Here is a 26371-nt window from a genome sequence, read left to right as displayed (position 1 = left end):
AAGGGTTAAAACTGTAAGATTCGCGGCTCCACTCTCCTTACGGTAACTTCAAACCTTATTTTAAGGTTTCGTCTCCGGGATGAAAGCCCATAGCGACTTTAGTCGCCGTGAGAAAAGATGACTTGTGACAGTTTACGCTAAATACGTTAAGATAAAAATGTAACAGAAGAGGTCGAATTCTGATGATCATATTAGAGTTTAAAGCATACGGGAAGTTTTCTCAGTATCAAGCTATAGATGAGGCTATTCGGACAGTCAAATTTATTCGTAATAGCTGCATACGTCTATGGATGGATAACAAAGGGATAGGAAAATATGATCTTAGTAAGTACTCTAAGATACTAGCTAAAGAATTCCCGTTTGCAAATGAATTAAACTCTACTGCTCGCCAAGCTGCGGCTGAGAGAGCATGGTCATCAATATCTCGCTTCTTTGAGAACTGTAAAAAGAAAGTCTCTGGCAAAAAGGGCTATCCTCGTTTCCAGAAACGCTGTAGGTCGGTTGAGTATAAGCAGTCAGGATGGAAGTTATCTCCTGATCAAAAATCAATCACCTTCAGCGATAAAAAAGGGATTGGGAAGCTAAAGCTCAAAGGCACTTGGGACTTGTGGCGCTTCGATAAGAAGCAAATTAAGCGAGTTCGCATAGTCAAAAGAGCTGATGGGTACTATGTTCAGTTCTGCGTATCAGTAGATATAAAAGAAGATCTAGAGCCATCTAGAACAACTATTGGACTAGATGTAGGACTAAAAGACTTCTACACTGATTCTAATGGTCATCCTGAACCCAATCCCCGCTTCTATAGAAAAGGGGAAAAGCGATTAAAGTTTTATCAACGTCGAGTTTCTCGTAAAAAGAAAGGCTCATCTAACCGAAAGAAAGCCATTAATAGATTAGGTAGACAGCACCTCAAAATAAGTAGGCAGCGTGAAGAACATGCAAAGAGACTTGCACGTTGCGTAGTCCGATCTAACGATCTGGTAGCCTATGAAGACTTGAGGGTTAAAAACCTGGTTAAAAACCATTGTCTAGCTAAATCTATTAATGACGCAGGTTGGTATCAATTTAGGAAATGGTTAGAACACTTTGGCAAAAAGTTTAGCAGAGTCACCGTTGCGGTGAATCCTGCCTATACAAGCCAAAATTGTTCTGAATGCGGTGAGGTGGTCAAAAAGTCTTTGTCTACTAGAACCCATATCTGTAAGTGTGGATGTGAGTTAGATAGAGACCACAACGCTGCAATAAACATTCTTAAAAGAGCCTTGGGTACGGTGGGGCACACCGGAACCTGGATCATAGATCCGTTCGCGTAGCGTCGGCTTGGCCGTAGGCCACGCCAAAGGCGAACGCCGAAACGCTTCGGGAGATCTAACCTCTACTGTTCTTGGTTCCGGCCAGGTTCAGCAAGTCGGGTCGTTGAGCGAAGAATCCCCGCGTCTTTAGACCGGGGAGTGTCAAGCCGCCCAGTAATTTGGCGGCGAGCTAGGGCGTTACGATACGCACGACGATGATTTTTGTCTCCGAGTCTGCGTTTTTGTGGGTTATGGCTTTGTGAATTTGGCACATAACGATATTTATATAGTGCTAGATCAACAAAAACAAAGGGTGTCACCTCCTCCATTTTGTAGACTAAATCCCGATCTTCGGCATACAAGATGCTTGGATCAAGCCCCGTAGTTTTGGCATATGCCGAGCGTCGAAAGGTTCTCATGGCACCCACTCCATGCATCAAACTCGTGCGGCCTGATGGGATGGCAGATGAAAGATATGACCCGATTTTGGCTGTTAACTCTTCATTGTAATAATCTTGGTTGGTGTAGACAAAACCCGCCTCAGGATACTCACAATAAGCTTGCAAAACGAGTTCTGTTGCCTCTGGGTACAGTGCATCATCGGGATCTAAAATGCCCACGATATCGGTGGTAGCCTGTTCAATTAAGCGGATGAGCGTGGGTGTATAACCAATATTTTGCTCGTTTTTTAAGAATTTAATTTTTTCAGTAAGTTGCGAATTTATTATTTGTAGCGAATTATCCGTGCTTTGATCATCAACGATGATAGCACGCCAATTAGGAGAGCTTTGTTGGTGGAGGGAGTTGAGGCAATCTGTGATATACTTACCGTTGTTATAGTTAGCAATGAGGTAAGTGATTTCTTCCATCTCTAGTAATTTCTCTGTTACTTGTTGTCTAAAAAATCCCAGAGTTCTTGGTAAGCCTTGGTGTATCCAAATAACACCAGATCTTTTCTATACCGTCTGGAAACCATCTCGGCCAATTCTTTTGTGTAGTATGCTCGGTAATCTGGTGGTGTATTCTTGAGGTGCTCAGTTGATGTTAATTTTGGTAAGTCCTGTTCAAAACCATATTTCTGAGCGATTTCTGCCCAGGAATCCGCTAAGGTTTCAAAACGCCCTATCCAATCAGGCAATAACTTTCCCCCATGGGACAAAATGGCGTACTGAGATTTAAAATGTTTCTCAGCAAGATAGTCAGGAATTTTGGTAATGATTTTGACAAATTCATCAAAAGTAGCATCCAAAGGAATATACCCCTCGAATAAATATCTACCAGGATTAAACTTAGTCTGGTGGCGCACCTGAATTAGTTTATTCTTATAACAAGAGACTAATCTATCAAAAGGATTTCGCACAAAGGCAAATTTGTAAAACTCTTGCTGTTGCGGGTTTAACCTGTCTCGTTCAATATGCCAAAACGGATCATTATGTATGAAATGCTGGAACTCGACTTGATAAGCCTTGCCAATTGCGTACAAAATGGAGGTACTGGCAACTTTGGGAACTTCTATAAAAACTAGCCTTCGATCCGCGAATACATAGAACTTCCGTGGGTCATATTCAGAGAAACAGAACCACTCTGATGGTATAACTCCTATATTAATCGCCATCTTCTGAATGAAATAAAAAGCGTTGCTTAGCATACTCAGCTCCCGTCTGCAATCTAGTTGTTAATATAGTTGTTATGGTTGGAGTCAGAATGATGATTGGTTGCTCAAGTGCCAGTAATTCAAGTAAATGTCTTCTAGTTTTATCCGCAATTTGGGATAACCTGTAACGATGGTTATACAATCAATATGAGCATACAGCAGAGCATCGATCCGTTGCAAAACTGTCTTTTCACCGTACTGTAATAATGCTTTATGAGTATGGTTAGTCAAGGGCCGCATCCGCCTTCCATAACTAGCCGCTAAGATAATTGCTCTGAAATTATTACTATTGATTGCCATTTTTATAAAACTAAAAAGCTATAGTCATATTTTCAATATCTTATTAACATCATCAATGCTCAAGACATACCTTTCTGGATCATGGCCAGGTTTAAAATAATTGTTTAAATGAGTATTCCAAATTCGGCATCTTTGCAGACAATCATTTCCGTAAGCCCTTTTCAGATATTCGTCTGCTTTATGGGGAGCATAAATCTCAAAGTCACAGAATTTAAATTTTCGCAAAGGGAATATTTCATGCTCATCTAGAGATGTGTAATAGCAACCTTGAGATGCCCATTTTCTTTGTTCATATATAAAAAGGTCAAAATTGTCGGCAATTTGATAATAATTTTTAGAAATTTTTTTCAAATAACATCCATGTTGATTGAGTAGATATTCTAAAGATAAAAGTCGATTTAGATCTGATTCTTTCATCTCAATATCAATATCGTTATCCCAAGGGATGAAACCTTGATGTCGAATAGCACCCATTAGGGTGCCATCAATAGCCCAATAATTGATATCATGCTCCCTAAGTAGAGAATTTATAAATTTAAATTGCTGCCAAAGCCTTAAATGTATCGCTTTATTTTTTTTAGCAAGAACCACTACCATGTCTTTCGCTGAAATAGTCTCACTTGAGCGAGTTGCCAACTGGATAGTTCTTTCATAATTAGCCATTAAGTTTGAGAAGAGTGGGCTATTTTTGAGAGAATCACCATGATCAGATTCTAAAGGCGCTATATTAGACTGGTTCATGGTTTTGGTCTCATTTGCTACTTGCACTATGTTTGTAGCAAGATTATCGATTTTTTCCAATTTCTGTAGTGCGATAGGGATAGATAATAAGTACCACCACAGTTCATTATGGAACTCCTCATTCCCTGGATCAGACTTAATAGCCTTAATGTAAAAGGCGATCGCCTCTTCACAATTACCTTGCTGTGCAGCAACACCACCTAAATTTTGGTAAACCGCCGACATTTCAGGATTAATCTGAATAGCCTTCCTATAAAATTTGGCAGCTTGATTTAGATTTTGCCTATAACTCAATGCTTTACCTATATGGTAATAAAAATTCTCTATACAGGTTGATTCTATTGCTTTTGAATAAGATGATAAAATTGGTTCAAAGTCTAAAAAACCAGAGAATTGAGGATTTTTAGCTCGCAGGGTTATAGCTTGAGAATAGGTTTTTCTAGCTTTTTCTACATGCTCTAAATTTGCGTAACTATCCCCTAAACAAATATAAAGCTCAGGATGCTCTGGATTAGTTCTGATTCCTTTTTTGTAAATTGAAATTGCTTCTGATAATCTTTCTTGACTTTCTAAAGCATTACCCAGTTTTTTATAGATCAAACTGGGTTGATTAGAGTTGATTTCAATAATTTTTTTGTAATTATAAATCGCATCATTTAATTGATTGTTGTTATAATGGACATAACCTAAAGCTAGGTAGAGCCAACCTGGCTGCTCACCATGACTATCAATAGCTTTTTGAGACTTATCAATTGCTTTATCTGGTTTATTCATATTATACTTATCCAATACAAAACGTCTATACACAAAATTTTTTTGATAATGTAACTATTAGCAATAGTAATATTTTTTAAATTTAGATTTTACTAAGGGTTTAATGTTTATATAAATTACTTATAGCGTTTCTAGGACTCATGAGGTACACATTATTTTTTCCCTCTTCCCTCTTCCCTTCCCCTCCTGGGAGGGGTTAGGGGTGGGTTCCTCTTCCCTCTTCCCTCTTCCCTGCTCCCTGCTCCCTGCTCCCTGCTCCCTGCTCCCTGCTCCCTGCTCCCTGCTCCCTAAAAACCAGAAATTTGTACCTCACAAGTCGTAGAATTGCTATAGATAAAGACATTAAACCGATATTGGCTATTGCCGTAATCACGAAGACATTGATCTTCAATTTCAACCTCTACGGATTCTGAATCGAAAATGTGCTTGAACCAATCTTTACTGAAGTAAAGGTTATCTAAGCATTTATACAGGTTTTCATATTCGACCTACCCTAAACGAGCTTTGGGTGCATCTCATTTTTGTAAAAAAGAAGAGAAATGGCGTAGGGTGCGTTAGGGAGGGGCTAGCCCTGATTTTCCAAATCTTTCCCAGTGTTGAGACAGCCCGTCCCGTAACGCACCACCGGATCAAACCGTAAAAATGAGATGTACCCACGAGCTTTTCGCCTATTAATATCAGCTTCTTTCTTAGCGATATCAGGAATATCAAAAATTCCAACATTCCTGTTTGCCATTGTTAACATGCGTAGGAGAACCGTCGCTGCATAGTCTAATGTCGGTAAATACATGAAAACACCATTTGAAACAAGCACATCAAATTGCTGATCATATAGAATATCGGTTGCTTCAGAAACAAAAAACTTAGCTTTTGGCATCGCCTCTGCTGCTATTTCGATCAGGCTATCAGAGTAATCGATATAAATTCGCCACGGGTCGCACCTCAGGATTTTTTCCCTGTTCTCTGTTCTCTGTTCCCTGTTCCCTGATCCGAAGTTCCCTGTTCCCTAAAACCCAAGAATTTGTACCTCACCTAATTGCAAACCGCTGTATCCATTTACTGCTCCCAACCGTTGCGTATCTTTTTCTTTATGGTCGTAGCTTTTCCCTTAATCCCAACCTCGAATCTGGATCACGGACAATCAAAATATCGACTTCTGGATCACTGGCTGGCAAGAAGCGCCAAAACATGCTATCACTTAGTAGTATTGGCATTCTTACTGGTGACCGATGATATATTTATTACCGAGGTTTTCAACACGAATAACGATATCGGACATAGATTCAGTATTTATTTAATAAAGAGAAAACATTCCAGATACCACTATGATTTGGGCTTTGCCATAACAGATCAGGCCAATCCCAGTTTGTAATAATGCGAACTAACGTCATCTGATCTTCCTCCTTCAAATCTACTTTGCTTGACCCTAATCCCTAACCCCATCATAAATTGGGTTTTTCCTCTGTGTTTGAGTGGTTGGTGCCAATGGGCCTCGCGATAAGGGTTTTCCAAAGCGATCAAATTTCATGGCTAAGGAGCGCGGACTACGTGTTGGCTTTTCCTTGGCGGGGTCTTTGGGCATATATGGCTTGCCTGGTGCCCGTATGTGTGAACCAAAGAAAGCCATATCCTCTGCTAACATGCCGCGACGATGAACCCAAACTTTCTGCCCATGAGTTTGATTGGGTGAGCGCCAGCCCAAGTAGACGATACCATCTGCCAGTACCACTTGCCCAAAGTGTTTGTACATCAGCAGCGAAATGATTGCTTGGCCATGCCGGTGGGTGGGTTCTGTCGCTGCAATATGTTTCTCCACCAAGGCCACAGAGAGGGCTTCTTCTACAACCCGTAGAACTTTCCCTTGCTTGCGAAGGCCAATCCATCCCCCAGCCAATGTGGATTTTCCGAGACGAAACTCAGTTGGGACACCACATCCGTTGCAAGCGGCTTCTGATGCTTCCGAATCCAGTAATTGATAGTTGGGAACGAAAAAATATCCTTGGTGCTCAAGGGCATCGAACACCTCCTCAAGGGGCTTGAGTACGACCAGTCCCGCATCCATCCACAACACATCCTGTGCTGGGGCATCATTTAGGCACCAAATTTTCCAAGTAAAGTGCTTCCGCCAATGGGAGCAGAAGGGAGGCACTTTTTTGACGGGGATCTTATTTTCTGCCAATGTAGCAAGTGTTGTCTCGTCTAGGCCAATGTCATAAACCAGCACAGGAGGATGTTTGGGCCAGTTGAGGGTTAGTGAACCGAGTAGTGCCAGAAGTGATGGACCATAGGCTTTGGATGCGGCGGTAATAATCAGTTTGTTGCTTGTCATTATACGATTACCTTATCTGCAAGAAATACCTGAACATTTACCCTTTGGCAGCATTTGCAATCACATTTCGCAGGGTCGTGTACTTTTCCTGCTTTTGGTGACCAATAATGTAGTTTTTACCTAGATTTTAAACCCGAATAACCCGCATTTATCACGAACTACCTTGAAGGAATTTCAATTGTTTGAGATAAGCTTTAATCAGTAATAGAAGCGATGCTCTGACAACTTGCGGTGAAAAATGACAAGCTAAGGCTGCATGGAGTTGAGCAACTGCAACTTCAAAACACCCATTATCATAAAAGTATCGAGCATGATTAATGCCAGAGAAAGCACAATACTCTCTAGCTTTATCTGAGATAGGATCAGCAATTGATTTAGGCAAATATTCCCTAGCAATTTCAATTGATTTATGGATATCTTTGAGATTATCACCAGTCATTGCCAGCTGAGATGTATGAGAGGAGCTATGGGAACGATAATGGGCTAGTACTTTCGGCTCGAACCATACTGGAAAATGAACTGCAATACGTCTCCACATTTCCCAATCTGCCGCGTGACTTAAATTAGGAGTAAAACCACCTATAGCTTCGTAAACCTTTCGTTTCACAGCAATAGCTGGAAACTGAATTCTTTGCATGAGTGCTATATGCTCAATCCAATTTTTCAAAATCCCTGGTGTTTGACGTTCAAGTTCAGATGTTCTTAGCCAATGTCCATGGTCATTAATGACATGATGTCGGCTAAATGCAGCGCCTAATGTATCATCTGTATCAAATCCCAACTTGAGTCTTTCATAGAAACCTTGGGCAACTTTATCGTCACCGTGTAAGATATGAACTACTTGTCCGTTACTTCGTCGAATACAAGTATTAAAATTTTGAGTTAGTCCCACATTTTGAGGCTGGCGATAAAAGGAAACTCTCCCCTTGCCAATTTCTCTTACAACCTGCTCAGGATTGTCTTTGGTAGAGCAGTCATCTACGACCTCAATTTGCATATGTTCAGGTCCAGGATCCTGCGCCAAGAGAGATTCTAGAGTCTCAACCAAATAATTGGCACAGTTGTAAGTAGGAATCATTACAGACCAAAAGGGTCGATGTGTGCCTTCTGGAACAGGATAAATTTTTGGATATTCAATTTTCCTAAGTCCGTTTGCTTTCATAGTTAACTTTACTCCTATAAATGGTTTTTTACTTAAAGCTCGATCCAACAATAAACCCATCGCGGATAGAGTCTGCAATTCCCTGGAAAATCCAACGACCATAACGCCCCACCTGGTAAATATTGTTTTGTTCTAATATGTGTAAAGCTTTTTGCTTCCAGTCAGACTTGGGCAATGACCAGGTGTAAGCCACATCAATCCAGGTTGGATCAACAACTTCTGCTTCACCGATAAAGCCCCAACTTTGTAACTCTTTAACAACTGCCTCAGAGTATTGGCTGATTTCTTCCCTCGTTGGCTTTTTGCCTCCCAGGTAAGCGCGTTCCACGCCAATGCTGACGCGATCGCCTTTTTCTCTAGCAGATTTGGGTAGGAAAAGGGGATCAACGTTACTGTAGAAAGCGACTCGATGAAACTTCGAAGTGGCATCAGGATTATACAACCAGTGGTCATCCGGGCAGTTTTCACCCCGTACTGCACCAATGTTAAGCACTAAAACCGAGGTGTAAGGATCGGGGTCAGCATCGATAGTCAACTCAGTCATTTCCACCATTCGGTTTAAAGGCAGTGTGGAAATAAGAGTTTCATATGATTCAGAACTACCATTAGCAAAAAAGACCTCCTTTGCCTTGACATCAATTCTAACTGCCCGTTTGCCATAGCGGATATCACATCGTTCTGCCATGCGTTGAGCCAGTGTATTTAGCCCCTCAAATGGATAAATAAACCTTGTGTTGTATCCAACGGGCGGTACATCACTGAGTCCACCTCGAATCGCTAGAGATAGGTTTACAGGAGACTTATAAGCATCCTGGGGAATGATTTTTTTGTATAATCCCGCCGTATAGAGATCATGAAATGGATGAAAGAATAGTTCACAAAGGGTTTTACCGAAGCTTACTTGTAGCCACTCCTGCATGGTGCTAAAGGAACCTTGAGGAGTAGCCATCTCAGCCAGAGACCTTTCAATAATTTCTGAGCCTAAGAAACGAAGATGATTTTGAATCGGGTAGGGAACATACAGTTTTTGATTTCGGAAATAAACTGAACAGCGTCTGGCATAGCTGCCCACTGGAGTAAGGCTTTTGATGAAACGTAAAACAGTAGGATCGCCACCAAAGATCCAATGTCCACCACCAATTTCAAAGTGATAGGCTTCACCATCTTTAGGCAAATTTGGAAGCCGTTCACGACTACCTGGACGGACGTAGTATGACGCGCAAATACCACCGGGAACCTCAACGGCTTCAAAGACAGGTAGTCCGGACGCAATACCTGCTGATAAACCTGTAATTCCGCCACCGATAATGAATGTCTTAGTAATCAAAATTCCTAGGTTAAACTATAAAAACGATTTCGGCGTTGCGTCAGTCTTTGAATGAATAGGAGTAGAGTGGGCATCCTGCCCGCCCGAAAATAAGCATGAAACTGGCAAGATGCCAGTGTCTTGATGCAGTCGCTCATGGGGGAAACCCCCAAGACCGCGCTGCATCGCTTCCACGCAAGATGCCTATTCCACAGGTGCGACCCAAGGGCGATTTACTCGCCCGCTTAAGGCGCGCACCTACATAATGGGTAAGGGTAAGGATGCTGCCAGGGTTTCGAACCTGACATTTTTGACCGATTGCAACACCGTAACCAACAAACTGAATAGCAGATATTGAGCTGTCGTGAGTTGACTTTTAAGATAATTTTGGTAAATTGTGGAATGAGTGCTATTGCTGATATTTGCCATCCATATTTTGCAGGGTATAAAGACTCCTATCTTATAGGATATCCGGATAATTACCCTTTATAAAAATATCCCCCATCTCCCCATCTCCCCATCTCCCCATCTCCCCATTTCCCCACACCCTTCCCACCATCCCCACACTTTTATGATGGGTATTCAACCGGACTTGATATTATTTATAGGTCTCATGAAGAGATACCTCCGTAAGGTGAATCATGAATTTCTTGTAAGATATGTTGCCATTTTAAAAGCGTGTTATCGTACTGCTGTCGCTCAAAATTAAACATATTTTTACTGATGCTTTCGAGGTCAGCAACACGCAGTTTTTGTTCGAGTTCTTCTAAACTACTAAAGGTTTCGATAGGCCAGTCATACCATTCACAAAATTTGAGCCAATAGTTTACAGATTCTAGGTCATAGTCATTGTTGGGATCGGGCATAAAATCATGTAGTTCTCCTGTAATCATAGAGCAGCGCGTAGGGCTAAGGTCGCTTTTTCTTTCTACCAAAAGATAATCATCAATATGCCATTGACTCAGCAAGTCACTAGTTGGCATAAACATGGGTATACCCATGGCGAGATATTCCACAATCGCTCCGGTATAGATGGTGTAAGGCAAAACAATGATCGCTCTATGTCTAGACAAATCACGATACTCATGGTGCTGGGGATAGAGTTCGCGAATTGTTCTTAATTCGATTTCGGGTTGGCTCTTAGCAAAGAATTTTTTGATTTGTGAAATTTTATGATGGCCTTGGGGATAGTGTCTTGCCGGGCCAATCAGGATTTCATTTCTGTGAGGATGATATCGTTCTTTGATGTGACATGCGCATAGAGGCACTTTTGGGATTGTCACACCTGTAAAATACTCGAAATACATTTGGTCATAGCGGTTAGATGCCAGAATGAAGAGTTGTCCTTTGGCACGTAGCTCTAAGAGGAGTTCGATCAGCTTTTTCACATGCTCTGGTGTGCTTTTCTGGTTCCCTTCAAAGCGGAAACTGAGTTGCAAGACGATAGGACGCTCACACTTGGAAAATACATGGGTCATGTATGACTTGAAGCTGCACCAGTAAAAATCAACATTTTTTTGACTCCACTTTCCATATTGATCAGCAAACTTAGACGCAAGCTTGTCGTAATGCTCGTAATTATATGGGACATTTGTATTTTTTCTGTCCAGCACTCTGAGTCTTCGTGCCGGATCTTGTGAGTAAAAAAAATGCCAGTGACCAGTCAGAGCGTAGTCATAAAAAGTGACGCCCAGATTCTTGAGTTGATGTTTGAAACACTGGGTGGTAAATACGTGATGGTCAGAAAGCCAGCATCTGCCCATTTTATAGATGTCAAGTTTAGCACTCATATCAAGTCCGGTTGAATACCCATAATTAGAGGGAGGGTGGGAAGTGTGGGGAGATGGGGAAATGGGGAGATGGGGAGATGGGGAGATGGGGAGATGGGGAGATGGGGGAAGTTTTTATTAAGGGTAATTATCCTGACATGATATTAAGTACCTACACAAAATTAATTTCCTACTCTCAATCTCTGTAACCCTTACAATGTAAGGGTTTGAGTTTTGGTAAATGTGTAATTAATTTTGTGCACCTGCTTAGCTCTGATGTGGTACGATTTTTCAGTCTCTTGAGCATTCGTTGGCTCCTAATGGTGAAAAAAACGCAGTTTGAAACACAAGAACATCTGTCAAGGATTACCGTTGTTGCCTCAGCTTAGTTGAATGCAGGGGAGTTAGCGCTTCAGTTTTTGTGATAATGCTGACATCGGGATCCTCTTTTCCTCGTATTTGGGAATAGACACCAGTTGTTTTGGTGAAAACGCACCGTAGCTGCTCTCAAAGTGACGAATTTGGCTTACCATAAACGGAAAGAACTGGTATCGGTTCAGAACGAGTGAGCGTGCGTAGGCGATCGCATCTAAATTGCGCTGCCAAGCGTTGCTGGCAATGGCCTCTTTGATCTTTGCCACCGCCGCATCCGGGTCATGGATGTCGATTTGGATCATCGATTCGGCGGGGAAATAGTCGGTAATTCGTGTGCAACCGTAATAAATGGGCATGCACCAAGCCAAATAGCAATCTGCCAGCTTTTCACTCCAGTAGAAGGGATTACTATAGTTCTCAATAGCTAAAGAATAGCGATAGGAAATCAATCCATCCCATTTGTCATCTATCGGGTTAAAGTCCCGTCCCCACAGATCGAAATCCACTTGACCTTGAATTTTCGCCAAAAAGCCCATCCGGTCACGATGACCTTTTAAGTAAGTCTGTCTACTTGTTATCCAAGAGAGTTGTTGAGTTTTTTCCGGAGCCGTAAAAGAAACTAGAAAATCATAATCTCGATTGACCATCCAAAATATGGCTGGCTGACTATGGATATATTCTTTTCCTGAACGCTCCACGTCGGTTGTGAACATGCGAGAGGCGTAGGGCGGATTCAGATGCCAAGCTTTGCGACATGCCACAGGTGGCTCGTGGATAATCGACCAGACATGCTGGGGTGGGCAGACAACGGTCAGATTTTCAGGCGGGCGATTGAGAAGAATTAAATAATCACAACTTTCCACTGGCTCAAGGGTAAATTGAACCCCATCCCAAATCCCCTCTCCTGCTGGCGTTTGTCGCAGAAAAAGCCTCCGATGTAACGCACTTTTGACGATTCTAACTAACATTCGGCAAGCACTTATAGCGGTTCTTATATTAATGACCTACACACACCTATTGTTTCCCAGATCCGCTGTCCCCTGTTCCCTGTTCCCTGTCTTTTCATCATAAGTTCCCTAATCCGACGTTCCCTGTTCCCTAAAATCGAAAACTTGTTTACCTCACCTATTTTAGAAATGCTATATCTCTCTCTGGGCTGTGAAAGCAATCGAAGCATCCGCACTCCGTAGCTGATAGTAGCTGAGGGGGTGACAACAAGGCTAAAAAGTATACAGGGTGTGGGGTGTGGGGTGTGGGGGGTGGGGAAAATAGAAGCGATGCAGCAAGAGAACAGGGGGTTTCCCCCACTCGCGCTTTGCATCGCTGCATTAGTTGTCCTGCTCGATCAGCAAACAAGCGATATTGTTGACTAACGCTATCCAGGTAGCAACGATGAATTGGACAGAAAATAGCTCTTCGTTTAGAACGTTTCCGATTGCGTTCACGTCTTATTTGACCTGTTACTTGAGTGCGCTCATGCATTAGTTTACTTAAACAACGGCTAGCTAAATGTTTAGCTTTACTAAGAGAAAATAGACACAAAATATCCCCGTTACTCACTTTACTCTCATTGAAATAAAACTTGAGAAAAGTGGTGTGGGGAGAGACTGAGATCAACAGGACCATCGAAGCCCACTCCTCAAATTAAATAGCTAGATATTCAGAACTATCTATTTGTTAGTTTACTCTTAGGAAATTATTTAATTAAGTTGTAGCAAGCACCCCTTTAAATTATTTCCTAAACAAACAATTAGTAGTTATGCACCTAATAATAGACTAAGTAGTCGGACAAAAGTAAAATTAACTCTTGAAATAGGGAGCAGGGAGCAGGGAGTAGGGAGCAGAGGGGCTTTTGGCAACTTTACACAAGTTAATACAGTGAGGTTTATTTTTGTCCAGGTACTTATCAACAGCGGTTTGCACTTCAGTTAGGTACAAAGTTTTGGGTTTGTAGGGAGCAGGAATCCCCCCTAGGGCGTGTTTTAAAAGTTTTCCGCAAGATTATGATCCCCCCCAGCCCCCCTTAAAAAAGGGGGGAGCCATACTCAAAGTCCCCCTTTTTTAAGGGGGATTTAGGGGGATCTCCGAGGCAAGAAAACACGCCCTCCCTTAGTAAGGGGGGAAGGGAGCAGGGAGCAGGGAAGAGGGAAGAGGGAAGAGGGAAGAGGAGAAACAATGTGTACCTGATAGTTATGCAAACCGCCGAAAAAACGAAGCAGACCATTATAAACAACCTCCAGAAAATTAGCAGAAATATCTGAAAATTTTTCAGCATATTTTATAACAGCTTACCCATGGCAAAGCAGTCAGTGATGTTATGGCTACGTTAATACTGTCTGTAAAGAGTTAATTTACTCGTAATTAATTCCGATAAAATAGTGAGGTCTTCAAAATTATCTGGACTGATATCATCGTCAGTAAATCGAAACCAAAAGTGTCTTTCAATTGACGTAATTAGTTGCATAATTGCCAGAGAGTCAAGTCCTAATCCATCCTCAAATAGAGAGGCATTTTCATCAATATCTTCTAGCTCAAGATTGGCATCTACTTCTGTGGCAATAATTTCTTTGAGTTGCTTGACTACAGTTTCTGAGTTTAACATACCTTAAATTAACCAATTATAAGTCCAACAATGAATGAGTTAATTAGTAACCATATGCGCTACGCGCACGCTGCTTGAGGTGCCGTCAGCGGTCAGCCGTGAGCTAAAACTCACGCTACTTGAGGTGCTTAAAATAAACCCAGCGTAGGGTGCGCCGATACGCAAAGGGTCGAATTTAATAGGTCGAGATTAATGAGAATGAAAGTCTGGGTAAAAGCTAATCAGCTTTGTGGCACAGGCTAGAAGCCTGTGAATTTCGTGACTATTAAACGAATGCTTACCTGTTGTCTTGATGCAGTCGCTCATGGGGGAAACCCCAAGACCGCGCTGCATCAAGACGGGAACAGGGAATAGGGAATAGGGAATAGGGAATAGCGATGCGCTGCATCAAGAGGTGCGACCCGTGGCGAATTAAATTCGCCAAGTAAGAGCGCACCTAACAGGGAATCAACCTCAAAGAAGACTGTACCTCATAACTAAGAGAAACGCTATATATCCTTAATGGCAAGCTGCCGTTAGTCAAAATACTGCTGGAGAGCTTTAAAGACCTCTGGAAGTTCTTGGTAGATGCAGGTTAATAGCCCATCGGTCAGGACATTTTTCCGTGTCTTCGTAGAGCTTGAGACTGACTCAAGCCTAATCGCGCTTTTTTTTGGCTGCAGTATACATCAATATTAGTTTATGAAAAAACTGGTTATTTATTATAAAGAAATAATAAATAAACTGAGTAAAAATAGTGTTTTTTGATAAAGATTCAGTAAAATATATCCATCCCTGAAAGAAAAAATATATCCATCCCTGAGGGCAGCATACTGAAATAAGCGATCGCATTAATCCTTTATTGAGAGGATATCTGAAAAGTTTTTTGATACTGAATTTTGCCCCCCTAGCCCCCCAATTCTGGGGGGAACAAGAATCAATTTGCGGCTAAAAGTCCCCCAAAATTGGGGGATTTAGGGGGCTTTGATGTAGCAAATGAGACTTCTCAGACAACCTCTGAGATGTAAGCATTCAGCTAATGCCCATCGCGCACGCTACTTGAGGTGCTATCAGCCCTCAGCTATCAGCTATCAGCTAATGCCCATGGCGCAATGGGCAAATCCCCAGACTTTCAATTCTGATTAATCTCGAACTATTAAATTCTCTCCTTAGAGGTTTATTTTAAGCTTACAGCTGACAGCATTAGGCTGAATGCTTACAATGAAGCTCCTTGAGCCCCCCTTAGATCCCTATTAATTAGTTTCGCAAACTTCCCATAGTAATTATGATTAGGAATCCCCTGAAGACTCCATCTTGTCTTGTAATTTAGCCAATAGTCAGCAATACTGCCAATATCAAGGGCAATACCCCCGCGATTTTTGATAATATTGCAGTAGATCTTGCCTAAGAAACCTGCAGCCACCAGAAAGACCTCTCCTCTATAGGAGACAGTAATTTCGGAACAGATTTGATGAAAATAGTAAGGATAATGAGGTTGAGCTTGCTGGTCTTCATAATTAAACAGTTGCGAAAATTTATATTCTGACGGTATTTTATATAATCGGTTAACCGCAACTCCGTATTTTTCTCTCAGAACTTGACTAATATTATCGTGACATGAAATAACTGAACATTCCTTTAAGTGATTGAAAATTAATCGATAAAGTCCCCAGGTCTCAAGATCGTGATGAATGTTACAGGATGTCAGGGTTTGATTGATAAGTTTATCCCTAGAGTGTTCCTGATTAAATTTTGAATCAGTTAGGGTATTAATTATAGAAAGTAACCCTCGCATTTCTCGTCCATAATTGTTTTTTATTAATTGAGACTTTAATGATTGACAAAATCTATAGAGTTCTGGAATTCCGATTACATCAGCATTTTTTATAGCTGAAACATAGTCATTACTAAGTTTTTTAAAGTCATTTAGAGTTATCTGTACATTACCCCAAAAAAGTATTTGTGTTTCTTCACGATCCTGATTTTGGAAATCCTTAAAGGTTTCTTCATAGTCTAAAAAATTCCCTTCTCCATCCCCTAATCTAACCAATGAAAACGGGATTTTATTTAGGATATTATCTAGGATAATAACTGTGACTTTATAGACCTCAAATGGAGAAAGATAAGTATTCAATAAAACGGTTTGATAGCTGCTTGATAGTTGTTGATTTTTTTCAATAACTTTCCCCAAAAAACTATTAATTTCTGTAAAGTCTGAATGAGTGCCTAGATAAGAGGTGAGTCGAGCCTGTAGGGACTGACTAGTTTCTTCTACTAAAAGCCCTAATTGAGGGGTTTGCTCAAAATTGCTTAATTTTTCAATATTAGTAATTTTTTCTAATTCAAATAGGCCAATAAGTTGTTGTTTATAAACCATTGATTTACCAGGATCCTGTCTGGTTAACTGATTATATAATTCATAGGCTTCTTGATAATGACCTTGACTAACTAATACTTGGGAATACTGGATGAGCAGCTCGTTATTAAACCATTGCCTATTCAACGTTGGGCTTGATATAATTTCCTGAATATATTGCTTAAGTTCATCTAGATTATTATCATAGCTCAGAGTTTTTAAGTAAAGTTCTGTAAATAGAGGCATTTTTTTACAACAGCTGCTCTGTTTTAGTTTATCTAGTAGGCTTCTGGCGTCTTGAATTTCGCCAAGTTGTAAATGGTTGTAAGCCATCTCAAGTTGAATAGTCAAATTTTCCGGATATCTTAGATTGGCTGTTTTCAGGATTTTTTGGGCTTGTTGGTAATTATATTGTTTTTGGAATAAATTCGCTTCAGCGATAGTGAATTGTATGGTTTGGGGAAACCGTGATTGTCCAGCGTGAATTAGCTGTTGTGCTTCCTCAAATAAGGGAATATTCAATAGGGCATTGATTTTCTGCAACAGAAACTTCCAATCACCTGGAAAAAGGCTAATTGCTAAATCAAGTCTTTCAACAACCAGCTCCCACTGTTGGCAATGTATCGCTACACGAGCCAAACCTGCATAGCCTTGTTTTTTTTCAGGGTATTTCTGGGAAAGTTCCTGGAATACTGCTTCAGCTTCCTCAAATTTGCCCAGTTCTATGAGGGCATTCCCTTTAGCTACCCAAGTCAAGATTGGGTTTTGGTTTTTAATTTTTGATTTACTCATTAACTTACCTGACTAGTTATCTGACTAGTGATTCGTGAATTCTTGTTCTATGACTTTTACACTCAAAGACGCGATCGCATTTGATCTGGCTCTCGCTCCAACAGCCCTTTTTCTACATCCCCCCCTTTTTTCCCCTGAGGTTTTCCAAGCTGCGAGCCACAACTCGACTTTTGGGTTGTAACTGTATGGCTTTAGTGTAAGCAGCGTAGGCTTGATCTAGTTGCCCAAGCTTGTTGAAAAGGTGTCCCAGATTTGTGTACGCTCTAAACTGTTTGGGATTCAACTCAATCACTTTTTGATAAGAAGCGATCGCATTTCCTATATCCCCTTGCTTAAGCTGAGCATTGCCTAACATATGATAAAAATTGGGATTGTCTGGCTGCAATTCAATTGCTTTTTGATAATAGGCTATGGCCGACTCTAGCTCCCCGAAGTGAGTCAGAGCATTCCCCCAGTGTCGGTAGGCGTCAGCATAAGATGGCTCGACCTCGATCACTTTTTGATAACAGGTGATCGCTGCTTTTCTATCCCCGCCTCTTAGGTAAGTGTTGCCCAATTGACAATAAACCCAGAGATTGTCTGGATTTAACAACCTAATCGCTTCTTTGTAGTTGGCTATGGCCGACTCGATTTGTCCAAGTCTGAGCTGAACAGAACTTAATTCAACATAAAGCTCCGGCATATCGGGCTGTAATTTGATGGCTTTGGTGTAATTAGCGATGGCGGACTCTAACTGTCCTTGCTTATGCAAAGCTTTGCCTAGGTTTTGGTGTATCCAAGCCGATGCAGGAGCCAGCTCAATCGCTTTTTGGTAGCTGGCAATGGCACTATCTAGCTCCTTTTCCTCTAGCTGAGCATTGCCGAGCCTAAAATAAACATGTCCATTGTCTGGCTGTAACTCAAGAGCTTTGGTGTAGGCAGTTATGGCTAATGGAAACTGCTTTTGCTGACTCAGAGCGTCTCCTAGGTTTTGATAGACTTCAACTGGCCCACTTGGATCCAGTTGAAGGGCTTTTTGGTAGTTGATGATGGCTCTGTCTACATCCCCTTTCTCAAATTCCCAGTGACCTCGGCAGCGATAAACTTCAGGATTGTCTTGCTCTAAGGTAATCGTCTCCTGCTCAGGATTGACACTCACCTCAACGGTGGTGGTTTGGGAACCAAAATCTTTGAACCAAGTTATCCCCTCTTCCACCAGATCCAGTTCTAACAAGTAGTGACCAGATTGGACTGGCGTGGTCACCTCCAAGGACAATTCAATTTCTTCCCCTGGTGGCAAATCCGATGGCAGGTCTACTCTACCATCAGACCACTGTATCACTTCTGTGGTCTGATCTAACCAGTGATTTCCTAGTCGGATCGCACTTTTATGGGTCGATAGCCACGTCACAGAAGAAATATTCTTGACTGTGATCGGAATCGAGATGGTTTCTCCCGCCGAAGCTACCAAGGATGGTCGGGCAACAAGCTCAGCTCGATAGGCTTTCTCAGAGAAAATCTGTCCGGTTTCCTCTGTCTGAGTATTCTCGATGGCAGTTTGTAATGTTTCCTCCCTCTGAGCGTTCTCGATGGCAGCCTGTAATTTTGGGATGAATACGTGGATGTGGGGTTGATACCAGAACTGTTTGTGGGCTCCAGAGATCAGGTCTATACTGAATCCTCCCTGATAAAATTTACGCCAGCCTAACTCCAGGTTCTGGAAAGAGTTGTAAGGGTTGAACTCACTGTCTCGACCGAATAAAAGTGCCACCCGGCCTGGATAAAGTTGGGGGATGAATTTTTCGAGTAGGCATAGCAGGGTGATGGTTTTGCCTTGACTGAGTAGTTGCTGGGCAATTTCAAAAGCAATCGTTCCACCAGAGCAGTATCCTCCCAGTAAGTAAGACCCAGATGGCTGGATGGTGAGAATTTCCCTGAGGTAATGTGCTGCTAAGGCTTTGATATTATCGTTGGTGTATTTTATAGCAGACTGCCCTGAGCTCATGGCATAGGTGGGCTGGTCTTGACCTAGATACTCAGCTAGTTGAACTACGTATTGAAACCGTCCTGAACACCAGAACAGGGGCTGCTTTGTTCCAGAGGTGTTCATGCCTACTATTAAGGAGTTGGGGGCGGCTCGTTGACCTTTGCGTCCAGCATTGTAGGCCAATAGTTTGCGATAGATTTCTGGTGACAGCTCAGGGAAGGGTGATGATGGTGGGGATATTGGTGGTAAGACTGAGGGTGTTGGTGTTGATTCGGCTGCCTGCTCCAAAAAGCTAGCCAGTTCAGCAATGGTACCTAACTGGGATAGGGATGCTAAAGGGAGTGTTTTCTGGAAGGCTTCCTCAATTTCTGCCACTAGGCGCATCGACAGTAAGGAATGTCCTCCCAGGTCAAAGAAGTTGTCATGGATGCCTACATCTTGGTCTCGCCAAAGGACTTTCGCCCAAATTTCTGCTAGCTTTTGCTCAATGGGGGTGCGAGGTTCTACATAGGCTTGTTCTGGGGTTTGCCTGATCAAGTTGGGAGCTGCTAGAGCAGTATAGTCTACGTTACCGTCAGGTGTGAGGGGCATTGCTTCTAGGGGAACAAACCTTGAAGGTACCCTATAGTTGGGTAGCTTCTGCTTCAGGAAACGGCGCAGTTCCTTTAGGCTGGGAACCTGTTTCTGATTTGGGACTACATAGGCGATCAGGCACTTTTCCCCCGGTGGGTCTTCCTGAATAGTGACCAGACTTTCTTCGACATCGGGATGTTGTGCTAGGACTGTTTCTATTTTTCGGGGTTCAATAGCGATCGCGGACGATGACCCCACTGCGTCAATCGGGTTTGCCTTTCCAAAAGAGGGCAACTCCTCCAGATGCCGATCCGGATTAGCAATGACACTTTCCAGTAAAGCCTGGAAATTCTCTAGCATCTGGGTAATTGTAGCTGCCTCAAACAAATCAGTTTTGTACTGTAGCCTGCCCTTGAGTTGTCCTCCCGTCTCCTTCATAGACAGGAACAAATCAAAATCTGCCGTCTGCCGATCTGAAGCCAGATGACTCACCGTGATGCCTGCCATCTGTTCGGGTTTACTTGGGGTATTTTGCAGAGCAAACATCCCTCTCGACAGAGGAATGGGAAGCAGATCTGCCAGCTTCTGGAAGGGCAAGTCTTGGTGTTGAGTGGCTCCTAAGGTGACTTGGCTCACCCGACCGATTACTTCCCGAAAACTTGGGTTTCCCCCTAGTGCAGTGCGCACTACAACAATATTGTTAAAGTATCCAATTAACTTTTTGGTTTGCACTCGATTGCGACCGGCCACAGGAGAACACACAATCATGTCTTCCTGACCTGTGTATCGATAAAGTAAGGTTTTAAATGCCGCCAGTAATGTCACAAACAGAGACACACCCTCCTGATGACTCAGGGTCTTGAGGGCTTTGGTGAGGTGTTTAGATAGTGCTAGATATTGAAGTCTACCTTGGTGAGTTGGGACAGTGGGTTTTGGGTAGTCAATGGGCAATTCTAACTGGGGAACATTACCACGTAATTGCTGCTTCCAGTAGTCAAGCTGAGACTCCAGCACTTGACCTTGCAGCCATTGTCGTTGTGATTGAGCAAAATCAGCATACTGAATCAGGAGTTTAGGAAGTGGCGACGGCTTCCCGGTGACAAAGGCTTCGTAGAGCGCAACCATTTCTCGCCAGAAAACAGCATTAGACCAACCGTCAAAAATGATGTGGTGTATTGTCGAGATCAGTACATGTTCCTCTTTGCTCAGGCGCAAGAGTTTGCAGCGCCACAATGGTCCTTGTGCCAGGTCGAAAGGCTTTTCAGCCTCTTCAGTGGCTAGTCGGTGAGTTTCAGTTTCCCGCTCAGTTTTAGGGAGTTTCTGGAGGTCTACTACTGGCAACTCCAATACTGTATTTGGGGAGATATTTGGGGAGATATTTGGGGAGATGACTTGCACAGGTTTGCCATCCACAGCGGTAAATGTGGTGCGTAGGATTTCGTGGCGGCACAGAATTTCCCTCAGACTTTGCTCCAGTGCGTCTATGTTGAGTACACCCTGGAGGCGAAGGGCCATACGCATATTATGGAAAGAGTTACCAGGCTGCAACTGGTCGAGATACCACAGCCGCTCCTGGGCAAAGGAAAGGGGTAGATTTCCGTTACGTTGGACAGGCTTAATTGGAGGAGCCTGATGCTTTAATTTGATGTTAGTTTTAACAGATTTCCAGAAATCTGAAACCAAACTTTCAGACTCGGTTTGGCTCGAAGGATTAATACTGGATTCTTTGGGAGTGGAGGATGCCATAGCTTCAAACTGATGCAAATATAGCAAATATCAAACTACTGAGGTACAAAATTTATGGGTTTTAGGGAACAGGGAACAGGGAGCAGGGAGCAGGGAGCAGGGAGCAGGGAGCAGGAGCAGGGAGCAGGGAGCAGGGAGCAGGGAGCAGGGAGCAGGGAGCAGGGAGCAGGGAGCAGGGAGCAGGGAGCAGGGAGCAGGGAGCAGGGAGCAGGGAGCAGGAAATAGGTAATAATGAAAAAAAATATCTGTACCTCATAACTATGATAAACGCTATAAATAGGACAGAACTTACCCATTGTCCCTGTTGGTTCCCCAATTCTGAGGGACTTTGACATCATTACTACCCAAAATTGGGGTTAGGGGGGCAAAACCAACTGTAAGCATTCAGCTAAAGGCCTACGGCCTACGCGCACGCTAGGGGAACAGCTATCAGCCTATGGGCTACGGGCATTGGCTTACACGAAACATGACTTATATAGCGTTTCTAGGACTCATGAGGTACACAGGATTGTTTCACTAATCCCTGCTCCCTGCTCCCTGCTCCCTGCTCCCTGCTCCCTGCTCCCTAAAACCTAGATATTTGTACCTCACAAGTCGTATAATTGCTATATCATGTCAGGATAATTACCTTCCCTTTAAATCGCAGGAGCGGCGGCTTCGCTGCCAACCAGGTTTCGCTGGGGGCGTAAGGATTTTAATTATCTTTATAAGAATTACCGTGAGTGGTTGTCGAATTGTTTTCTCCATTGGATTTTTTCCTCCTGTGATTTATTAAATGGATTTCGGAAAATAGAATCATTAATGACGAGAAAGTCTAGATCAGTGTGAATGAAGCATTTCCATGCCTCCTGGGCTGTTCTAACGATGGGCTGCCCACTGACGTTAAAACTTGTGTTAATAATCAGCGGAATTCCAGTTATTTTGAAAAAGGCACTAATTAGTTTATGGAAGTCGGGGTGGACTTTGGCATCAACAGTTTGCAAGCGTGCTGAGTAATCCACATGGACAATGCTAGGAACAACAGACTTGACATAGTTTAAGCGATCGCGCATGGAATCAAAGGTTTCAGGCTGGGGATACCGATGCTCTGGTTTGAGGTAGGCTGTGTATTGCATGTAATCGGAAGGCTGGTAAACATCAAACCACTTAGAAGCCTCTTCGGCAAGAACCGCTGGAGCAAAGGGGCGGAATGACTCCCGAAATTTGATTTTTAAGTTGAGAACCGACTGCATATCAGGTTGGCGTGGGTCAGCTAAAATCGAGCGAGCGCCGAGAGCACGAGCCCCGAGTTCCATACGACCTCGTACCCAGCCAAGAATTTTGCCCTCTGAAAGCAACCGAGCGGCAAATTCGTGGAGAGAACCTTCAAACTCCAAGCGGTAAGATTGTGCTTCGTCTGGTATACTTCCTGGCTCTGACCCTAGATAAAACCCATGGGTTTCAATTTGAACCTTTTGACCTTTGCCCAACCGCTGTCTTTCATACAACAGAGCAGCCCCCAGTCCATTTCCCATATCCCCACCTACCGGAGAGTTGAAGACATTCTGGAAAAGGGATGAATCTCGAAGTTTCCCAGCCACAACACAATTTTGGGCGCACCCGCCACAGAACAAGAGGTTTTCTTCATCGACACTCTCGCGGGCAAACTTAGCCATTTTGATCACTTCTTCCTCAAACACTACCTGTAAAGAAGCAGCAATATCTACCTGTTCTGAGGAAAGAGGCTCTCCAGCTACTCGTGGGGGAATTCCAGTAGCATTGGCTACAAGCTTCTGTGCTGTCTTCAGGCTTTCATGACTTGTGAGCTTGTCTGTAAACCGAATCCCGCCATGGGCACCCTCAGTCAGTAGCGATCGCAAATGGTCAACATACAAGGGTTTTCCATAGGGAGCCAGACCCATTACCTTATATTCAGAGCCAAAATCGAAGCCAAGGTATCTCGTCAATAGGGTGTAGAGCATGCCCAAGCCATTTTCATAGGGTTGTTCATAATACACCTCAAGGGTGTTGTGGCTAATCCGCCCTAGGGAAGCACTGACATCCTCTCCTCTTCCATCTACGCAAAGGAAAGTCGCACTCTCGAAAGGGGAAGTGTAGAAAGCAGCTGCAGTATGGCAGAGGTGATGCCAGGCGTAGAAGAATTTAGCGTTGGGCAGCATCCGTTGGGCAGCTACTGTATACTGGCTTTGCCATGATTTCGGGGTTAAATACCCAACCAGCCGACTCAACCAACTGCTTGGTCGTTGGGTTTGGTGAGCTAAAAATGCCTGAACGGGTTTTTCTGCAAAAACACAAACATCAACATCCCATGGCTTCAATTCTGCGATTTCCAGACAGTCCTTAATGGCTGAAAAAGGAAAACAGCCGTCGTGCTTGTATCCAGTAAACCTTTCCTCTTGGCTAGCAGCGATCAGTTTACCATCAACAATCAGTGCCGCGTTACCGTCATGAGCCATCGCACCACCAATGCCCAGTACCACATTTTTAACTTCCCCCTTTCGAGTATTGATATAGGGGGAAAACAAAGGATTGGCTTCTCGCCGCATTCTGAACTCAGTTCTGATATTACTCCAACGTACAATCTGGGGATAGTCTGACTGGTTCCGGCTTTTTGGCGGTTTTTTAGACATAGGAGCGATCGCATCTTCTTGGAGCACTCCTGCTTGAGTCCTAATCGTAGCTTTTTGATTCTCTGAATCTAACTTTTGTGACGGTTTCATAATCTTTTTTTACCTCTAATTTTGGCATTGCTTAATAATGGAATGATTTTAAGAGTTTTCTGGAATGGGCATCTTGCGTGGAAGCGATGCAGCGCGGTCTTGGGGAGGCAGCGCGGTCTTGGGGGTCTCCCCCGGAGACGAAACCTGTTTATTGTGGAGCCTTTATAGTTAGCAGGTTATGCAGAAAAGGGTTCAATATTTGTTAATAGCGTGATTTGCGCGGTCTTGGGGGTTTCCCCCATGAGCGACTGCATCAAGACAAGGCTCCACTATCTTACGGTAACTTCTAACCATGAGCGACTGCCGTGGTTTCCCCCATGAGCGACTGCATCAAGACACTGGCATCTTGCCAGTTTCATGCTTATTTCGGAGCGGGCAGGATGCCCACTCTACTCCTATTCATTCCTAAATTGAGCAAAGCCCTAATTTTAGCTCTCATTTTACCTAGTAAAATTTCTTAACTAATCTTAATTTATCTGCCCAGATTACACCCACTAAATTGTAAAACTATGTCATAAGTTGTCGCGATAACAATTTAAATAATATTTGTAAAACAATTAATTAACCATAATTTAATATACATCATTATCCTTGATTTTTTAAATACAATAACTGCTCAAAGTTTAAAATCTACACACTTATACAATGCCTCGATCGCTTTCACCGCTTCCTCTACGCCTCCACTTTGTTCCACTTTTGACTGCAAAAGAGCTGCTGCTTCTGTGTACTTAGCCTCTGTGGCAACCTGCTCTGTTACTTCAGTAAATGTTTGCCCATCCCACTTCCTCGGACAAGGAATTTCTGCTGCACCAAGAGATTGCAGTGCCAGGGCGATTTCCCATTGCTCCCCTTGCTGTGGCAAACAGATTAGGGGCTTACCGACAGAGAGTGAATCCATTACACTTTTTCCTCCACCCACAGTAACAATCACATCAGATAGTTTTAATACCCTATCCACATCGAAGAAAAAGGAATTCCAGATGATATGAGGAAGGTCGAGCAGTGAAGGAAGATTTAAGTCGGTTTTTCCCCCTAGACTAACAATCACAGTACCGGGAAAGGGTATTAGTGCTTTGAGACATTTTTCAAGCAATAGTTTGGTAACATAGGTTGTACCAAGAGATACAAATACCCTGGGTTTTGGCATTGAGGAGATACGTGCTATTAAATCTATCTCTTTGGCTGGAGCTGCGTCAAGCTTTCTGGATAAGAGTGAACCAACGTATTTAATGTGGGGTGGCTCCTGAGAATGTTTGTTGCTTAAAGCTGAAATTAGGGAAAGTAAAACCAGTCGATCGGAGTGAAGTGTGCTAGTATTATATACATGGGAAAGTCCATAGGGCTGCCTAATTGTATGATTATAGATCTTATCTACTTTATCATTGAACTTATTATGAAGTTCCCACCAGATTTTAAACAGTCCCTTGGGTGTATCTCTGCTCCCTCTTGAGCCAAATGGTGGATCGATGCTTTCTACTCTCAATGGCGAAGTATGGCTCCCAAAGGATACCACCGGTTTGTTGATAATTTCTGCTGCGGTTATGCCTGTATAATCTCTCAAATGAGACAAAATTAAATCTGGCTTCCAGTGCTTAAAGGCTTTAAGTAAATCGGGCAGGACAAGTTCTGCATATTTGAAGAAATAGCTTTTAAAGAGATCGTAAGTAGATTTGGCTGTGGCTGGACTTGTTAAAATCGATGCCGTTTCCAGACCCTTGTTCAACACTTGATGAGGGAGGTGTTTCTTTTGTAAGAGATTGATCGCACTCGAGCAATGAAATCCTAGAAAATAACAAACCTCATGTTTCTCATTTAAACGTTGAGCCACATCAATACATTCAGCAACATAGGTAAATTGGGATAGGGAGCAGATGGCAATTCTCATTTTACTTGTCAATTACATAATCGATGGATTTTTCATAAGTCCTATTTCCG

At 42.8% G+C, this 26371-nt stretch carries 22 protein-coding genes and 1 pseudogene; 5 read left to right on the top strand and 18 right to left on the bottom strand.

Translation table 11 applies throughout. The features are described 5' to 3' along the window. Nucleotides 1–182: 182 nt before the first annotated feature. Nucleotides 183–1443, top strand: a pseudogene (locus tag BJP34_RS10350) (RNA-guided endonuclease InsQ/TnpB family protein). Here BJP34_RS10350 and BJP34_RS10345 read toward each other — a convergent pair. The 5 genes from BJP34_RS10345 to BJP34_RS10325 all read right to left on the bottom strand — a co-directional run bounded on the left by BJP34_RS10345 (nt 1376) and on the right by BJP34_RS10325 (nt 5638). After that, complete coding sequence (locus BJP34_RS10345; protein WP_070392276.1) at nt 1376–2161, bottom strand: glycosyltransferase family 2 protein; 786 nt, start codon at nt 2159–2161, stop codon at nt 1376–1378. The pseudogene BJP34_RS10350 and the gene BJP34_RS10345 overlap by 68 nt on opposite strands. A 17-nt stretch (nt 2162–2178) precedes the next feature. Then, nucleotides 2179–2940: a sulfotransferase family 2 domain-containing protein gene (locus BJP34_RS10340; protein WP_070392275.1), complete on the bottom strand. Its 762-nt coding sequence runs from the start codon at nt 2938–2940 to the stop codon at nt 2179–2181. Between the two features lie 51 nt (nt 2941–2991). Beyond that, on the bottom strand, nt 2992–3246 hold the full coding sequence (locus BJP34_RS10335) for an NTP transferase domain-containing protein (protein WP_070392274.1): 255 nt from the start codon (nt 3244–3246) through the stop codon (nt 2992–2994). Nucleotides 3247–3270: 24 nt separating this feature from the next. Next, nucleotides 3271–4761: a LicD family protein gene (locus BJP34_RS10330; RefSeq protein WP_070392273.1), complete on the bottom strand. Its 1491-nt coding sequence runs from the start codon at nt 4759–4761 to the stop codon at nt 3271–3273. Between the two features lie 565 nt (nt 4762–5326). Next, a complete protein-coding gene (locus BJP34_RS10325; protein ID WP_070392272.1) occupies nt 5327–5638 on the bottom strand; it encodes a class I SAM-dependent methyltransferase in 312 nt (103 codons plus the stop codon). Here BJP34_RS10325 and BJP34_RS39260 point away from each other — a divergent pair. Further along, a complete protein-coding gene (locus tag BJP34_RS39260) occupies nt 5632–5994 on the top strand; it encodes a hypothetical protein (protein ID WP_149030896.1) in 363 nt (120 codons plus the stop codon). The genes BJP34_RS10325 and BJP34_RS39260 overlap by 7 nt on opposite strands. Before the next feature lie 193 nt (nt 5995–6187). On the opposite strand, the gene BJP34_RS10320 is transcribed toward BJP34_RS39260, so the two are convergent. From BJP34_RS10320 to BJP34_RS10305, 5 genes are all read right to left on the bottom strand, one after another. Then, nucleotides 6188–7090, bottom strand: coding sequence for a hypothetical protein (locus BJP34_RS10320; RefSeq protein ID WP_070392271.1), 903 nt, complete (start codon nt 7088–7090; stop codon nt 6188–6190). Nucleotides 7091–7241: 151 nt separating this feature from the next. After that, on the bottom strand, nt 7242–8252 hold the full coding sequence (locus BJP34_RS10315; RefSeq protein WP_070396599.1) for a glycosyltransferase family 2 protein: 1011 nt from the start codon (nt 8250–8252) through the stop codon (nt 7242–7244). A 28-nt stretch (nt 8253–8280) separates the two neighbouring features. Then, on the bottom strand, nt 8281–9579 hold the full coding sequence (locus BJP34_RS10310; protein ID WP_083305091.1) for a protoporphyrinogen/coproporphyrinogen oxidase: 1299 nt from the start codon (nt 9577–9579) through the stop codon (nt 8281–8283). Nucleotides 9580–10018: 439 nt separating this feature from the next. Then, nucleotides 10019–10144, bottom strand: coding sequence for a hypothetical protein (locus tag BJP34_RS48650; protein WP_267876531.1), 126 nt, complete (start codon nt 10142–10144; stop codon nt 10019–10021). Between the two features lie 25 nt (nt 10145–10169). Further along, nucleotides 10170–11036, bottom strand: a complete 867-nt coding sequence (locus BJP34_RS10305) for a hypothetical protein (protein ID WP_149030894.1) — start codon at nt 11034–11036, stop codon at nt 10170–10172. 171 nt (nt 11037–11207) lie between these two features. On the opposite strand from BJP34_RS10305, the gene BJP34_RS42890 reads away from it, so the two are divergent. After that, a complete protein-coding gene (locus BJP34_RS42890; protein WP_158517122.1) occupies nt 11208–11363 on the top strand; it encodes a hypothetical protein in 156 nt (51 codons plus the stop codon). A 38-nt stretch (nt 11364–11401) separates the two neighbouring features. Next, nucleotides 11402–11536: a hypothetical protein gene (locus BJP34_RS48645; protein ID WP_267876530.1), complete on the top strand. Its 135-nt coding sequence runs from the start codon at nt 11402–11404 to the stop codon at nt 11534–11536. A 195-nt stretch (nt 11537–11731) separates the two neighbouring features. Here BJP34_RS48645 and BJP34_RS10300 read toward each other — a convergent pair whose 3' ends face one another. The 6 genes from BJP34_RS10300 to BJP34_RS39255 form a co-directional block, all read right to left on the bottom strand. Then, the gene (locus tag BJP34_RS10300; protein WP_070392269.1) at nt 11732–12670 is read right to left on the bottom strand and encodes a glycosyltransferase family 10 domain-containing protein; all 939 of its coding nucleotides are present in this window, start codon (nt 12668–12670) and stop codon (nt 11732–11734) included. Nucleotides 12671–13502: 832 nt separating this feature from the next. After that, entirely contained in the window at nt 13503–13640 is a 138-nt protein-coding gene (locus BJP34_RS42885) for a hypothetical protein (protein WP_158517121.1), read from the bottom strand. A gap of 388 nt (nt 13641–14028) precedes the next feature. Then, entirely contained in the window at nt 14029–14304 is a 276-nt protein-coding gene (locus BJP34_RS10295) for an acyl carrier protein (protein WP_070392268.1), read from the bottom strand. 1195 nt (nt 14305–15499) lie between these two features. Beyond that, the gene (locus tag BJP34_RS10290; protein WP_070392267.1) at nt 15500–17431 is read right to left on the bottom strand and encodes a tetratricopeptide repeat protein; all 1932 of its coding nucleotides are present in this window, start codon (nt 17429–17431) and stop codon (nt 15500–15502) included. 112 nt (nt 17432–17543) lie between these two features. Continuing rightward, nucleotides 17544–21716 (bottom strand): condensation domain-containing protein, encoded by a 4173-nt coding sequence (locus BJP34_RS10285; protein ID WP_070392266.1) that lies wholly within the window; start codon nt 21714–21716, stop codon nt 17544–17546. A gap of 61 nt (nt 21717–21777) precedes the next feature. After that, nucleotides 21778–21972, bottom strand: a complete 195-nt coding sequence (locus BJP34_RS39255; RefSeq protein WP_149030893.1) for a hypothetical protein — start codon at nt 21970–21972, stop codon at nt 21778–21780. A 194-nt stretch (nt 21973–22166) separates the two neighbouring features. On the opposite strand from BJP34_RS39255, the gene BJP34_RS48640 reads away from it, so the two are divergent. Further along, complete coding sequence (locus tag BJP34_RS48640; RefSeq protein ID WP_267876529.1) at nt 22167–22292, top strand: hypothetical protein; 126 nt, start codon at nt 22167–22169, stop codon at nt 22290–22292. A 137-nt stretch (nt 22293–22429) separates the two neighbouring features. On the opposite strand, the gene BJP34_RS10280 is transcribed toward BJP34_RS48640, so the two are convergent. Both BJP34_RS10280 and BJP34_RS10275 read right to left on the bottom strand, forming a co-directional pair. Further along, nucleotides 22430–24436, bottom strand: a complete 2007-nt coding sequence (locus tag BJP34_RS10280) for a carbamoyltransferase (RefSeq protein ID WP_083305089.1) — start codon at nt 24434–24436, stop codon at nt 22430–22432. Nucleotides 24437–25052: 616 nt separating this feature from the next. Beyond that, complete coding sequence (locus BJP34_RS10275) at nt 25053–26321, bottom strand: glycosyltransferase (protein WP_070392265.1); 1269 nt, start codon at nt 26319–26321, stop codon at nt 25053–25055. Nucleotides 26322–26371: the final 50 nt, after the last annotated feature.

Origin of the sequence: Moorena producens PAL-8-15-08-1, assembly GCF_001767235.1 — a bacterium.
Lineage (GTDB): Bacteria > Cyanobacteriota > Cyanobacteriia > Cyanobacteriales > Coleofasciculaceae > Moorena > Moorena producens_A.
The sequence above is the reverse complement of the archived record's forward strand: the minus strand, read 5'-3'. Positions and strand labels throughout refer to the sequence as shown.

Bases quoted from the DNA above. Each gene is read 5' to 3' on its own strand.
- BJP34_RS10330 (WP_070392273.1), bottom strand. From the start codon at position 4,761: ATGAATAAACCAGATAAAGCAATTGATAAGTCTCAAAAAGCTATTGAT.
- BJP34_RS10300 (WP_070392269.1), bottom strand. From the start codon at position 12,670: ATGTTAGTTAGAATCGTCAAAAGTGCGTTACATCGGAGGCTTTTTCTG.
- BJP34_RS10275 (WP_070392265.1), bottom strand. From the start codon at position 26,321: ATGAGAATTGCCATCTGCTCCCTATCCCAATTTACCTATGTTGCTGAA.
- BJP34_RS48645 (WP_267876530.1), top strand. From the start codon at position 11,402: ATGGGGAAATGGGGAGATGGGGAGATGGGGAGATGGGGAGATGGGGAG.
- BJP34_RS10335 (WP_070392274.1), bottom strand. From the start codon at position 3,246: ATGGCAATCAATAGTAATAATTTCAGAGCAATTATCTTAGCGGCTAGT.
- BJP34_RS10345 (WP_070392276.1), bottom strand. From the start codon at position 2,161: ATGGAAGAAATCACTTACCTCATTGCTAACTATAACAACGGTAAGTAT.
- BJP34_RS10295 (WP_070392268.1), bottom strand. From the start codon at position 14,304: ATGTTAAACTCAGAAACTGTAGTCAAGCAACTCAAAGAAATTATTGCC.
- BJP34_RS10325 (WP_070392272.1), bottom strand. From the start codon at position 5,638: ATGCCAAAAGCTAAGTTTTTTGTTTCTGAAGCAACCGATATTCTATAT.
- BJP34_RS10285 (WP_070392266.1), bottom strand. From the start codon at position 21,716: ATGGCATCCTCCACTCCCAAAGAATCCAGTATTAATCCTTCGAGCCAA.
- BJP34_RS10320 (WP_070392271.1), bottom strand. From the start codon at position 7,090: ATGACAAGCAACAAACTGATTATTACCGCCGCATCCAAAGCCTATGGT.
- BJP34_RS10305 (WP_149030894.1), bottom strand. From the start codon at position 11,036: ATGACCCATGTATTTTCCAAGTGTGAGCGTCCTATCGTCTTGCAACTC.
- BJP34_RS10280 (WP_083305089.1), bottom strand. From the start codon at position 24,436: ATGAAACCGTCACAAAAGTTAGATTCAGAGAATCAAAAAGCTACGATT.
- BJP34_RS10290 (WP_070392267.1), bottom strand. From the start codon at position 17,431: ATGAGTAAATCAAAAATTAAAAACCAAAACCCAATCTTGACTTGGGTA.
- BJP34_RS39255 (WP_149030893.1), bottom strand. From the start codon at position 21,972: ATGAGGTACAGATATTTTTTTTCATTATTACCTATTTCCTGCTCCCTG.
- BJP34_RS10315 (WP_070396599.1), bottom strand. From the start codon at position 8,252: ATGAAAGCAAACGGACTTAGGAAAATTGAATATCCAAAAATTTATCCT.
- BJP34_RS10340 (WP_070392275.1), bottom strand. From the start codon at position 2,940: ATGCTAAGCAACGCTTTTTATTTCATTCAGAAGATGGCGATTAATATA.
- BJP34_RS42890 (WP_158517122.1), top strand. From the start codon at position 11,208: ATGCCAGTGACCAGTCAGAGCGTAGTCATAAAAAGTGACGCCCAGATT.